This window comes from Variovorax sp. 20P10.2.4 (assembly GCF_058244205.1).
Genome location: NZ_JBZAYE010000899.1, coordinates 1 through 2,333, shown reverse-complemented (window position 1 = coordinate 2,333; position 2,333 = coordinate 1). Strand labels below are relative to the sequence as shown.

Sequence of the window (2,333 nt, the reverse complement as noted above, 5' to 3'; positions counted from 1 at the left end):
CAGCCGCCAGTTCCTCATGCCGCGGCTCGAGCTGTTCCGCAACATCTATCCCGACATCGACCTGGTGCTGCAGGTGTCGATCCCGCTGCTCGACGTGACCGCCGAGCCGGCCGACCTCGAGGTGCGCTACGGCGGCGGCAACTACGCCGACTGCGAGCACCGCCCGCTGCTCGAGGAACTGGTGGTGCCGGCCTGCAGCCCGAGCTACCTCAACGAGTTCGGCCCGTTCCACGGTTTCCGCACCGCGGCCGAGATCGCGGCCGCGCGGCTGATCCGCAGCCCGCTCGAGCCCTGGGGCACCTGGTTCGCGAGCTGCGGTATCGACCAGCCCGAGCCGCAGCTGGGCTCGCAGTTCAACGACCTGGGCCTGGTCTACGACGCGGCCGCCAGCGGCTTCGGCGTGGCGCTGGTGCGCCAGAAGATGGGCGCGGCCTGGTTCGAATCGGGCCGGCTGGTGGCGCTGTCGGAGCATGCCGTGCGCTCGCCGCACCGCCACACGCTCTGCTGGCAGCCGGGCGTGCTCGAGCGCTGGGAGTGCGCGGCCTTCGCCGACTGGCTGGTGCAGGCGCTGCGCTGAGCCCGCGCGGCGCGGCGCGGCGAAGATTCCTCAAGTCCGCCGCAAAAATCCTTCAACCCGGAGGCCGCGCATTTCCTTAGAGTGGGGGGCCGGCCCCCGCCAGGCATCCGCGGAAGAACACCGAGAAGAGACTTCGCCCATGAACGCGCCCCCGAGCGCGACGCAGCATGCGTCGCTCCAGAAGACAGAACGCCAGTCGCAGGTCGTGCGCGCGCTGCAGGCCCACCTGCCGGCGCATGCGCTGATCTGGCATGCCGAGGACACCACGCCCTACGAGTGCGACGGCCTCACGGCCTACCGCCAGCGGCCGCTGGTGGTGGCGCTGCCCGAGACCGAGGACCAGGTGGCGGCCGTGCTGCGCACCTGCCACGGGCTGGGCGTGCCGGTGGTGGCGCGCGGCTCGGGCACGGGGCTGTCGGGCGGCGCCATGCCGCACGAGATGGGCGTGACCTTGTCGCTCGCCAAGTTCAACCGCATCCTGAAGATCGACCCGGTCGCGCGCACCGCGCTCGTGCAGTGCGGCGTGCGCAACCTCGCCATCAGCGAGGCCGCCGCGCCCTACAACCTCTACTACGCGCCCGACCCCTCGAGTCAGATCGCCTGCTCGATCGGCGGCAACGTGGCCGAGAACTCGGGCGGCGTGCACTGCCTCAAGTACGGCCTCACGCTGCACAACGTGCTTAAGGTGCGCGGCTTCACGGCCGAGGGCGAGCCGGTGGCGTTCGGCAGCGAGGCGCTCGATGCCGCCGGCCTCGACCTGCTGGCGCTGGTGATCGGCAGCGAGGGCATGCTCGCCGTCACCACCGAGGTCACGGTGAAGCTGGTGCCCAAGCCGCAGCTGGCGCGCTGCATCATGGCCAGCTTCGACGACGTGCGCAAAGCCGGCGACGCGGTGGCCGCGGTGATCGCCGCGGGCATCATCCCCGCGGGGCTCGAGATGATGGACAAGCCCATGACCGCCGCCGTCGAGGACTTCGTGCACGCGGGCTACGACCTCGACGCGGCCGCCATCCTGCTGTGCGAATCCGACGGCACGCCCGAGGAAGTGGAAGAGGAGATCGGCCGCATGACGGCCGTGCTGCGCGGCTGCGGCGCCACCGCCATCGCGGTCAGCAACAGCGAGGACGAGCGCATGCGCTTCTGGAGCGGGCGCAAGAACGCCTTCCCGGCCTCGGGCCGCATCAGCCCCGACTACATGTGCCTCGACTCCACCATCCCGCGCAAGCGGTTGGCTGACATCCTGCTCGCGATCCAGGCGATGGAGCAGAAGTACGGCCTGCGCTGCTGCAACGTGTTCCACGCGGGCGACGGCAACCTGCATCCGCTGGTGCTGTTCGATGCCAACGACCCCGACGAGCTGCACCGCTGCGAGCTGTTCGGCGCCGACATCCTCGAGACCAGCGTCGCGATGGGCGGCACCGTCTCGGGCGAGCATGGCGTGGGCGTGGAGAAGCTCAACAGCATGTGCGTGCAGTTCACGGCCGCCGAGAACGAGCAGATGTTCGGCGTCAAGCGCGCCTTCGATCCCGAAGGCATGCTGAACCCCGGCAAGGTGATCCCCACGCTGCAGCGCTGCGCCGAGTACGGCAAGCAGGTGGTGCGCGGCGGCCGGCTGCCGCATCCCGAGCTGCCGAGGTTCTGATGAGCGGCATCGATCACGCATTGGGCCAGGCCGTCGAGCGCATCCGCGCCGCGGCCGCCGACGGCACCGTGCTGCGCATCCGCGGCGGCGGCAGCAAGGACTTCTACGGCGAGG

Annotated in this window: 2 protein-coding genes; both read left to right on the top strand. The window is 70.6% G+C overall.

Annotated elements, in window-relative coordinates; genetic code table 11:
• The coding region (locus AC27VN_RS39155) for a LysR substrate-binding domain-containing protein (RefSeq protein WP_490880164.1) at positions 1–577 on the top strand (577 nt) is incomplete at its 5' end.
• Positions 578–716: 139 nt separating this feature from the next.
• On the top strand, positions 717–2,219 hold the full coding sequence (locus tag AC27VN_RS39150; RefSeq protein ID WP_490880163.1) for an FAD-linked oxidase C-terminal domain-containing protein: 1,503 nt from the start codon (positions 717–719) through the stop codon (positions 2,217–2,219).
• The last annotated feature ends 114 nt before the right edge of the window (positions 2,220–2,333 follow it).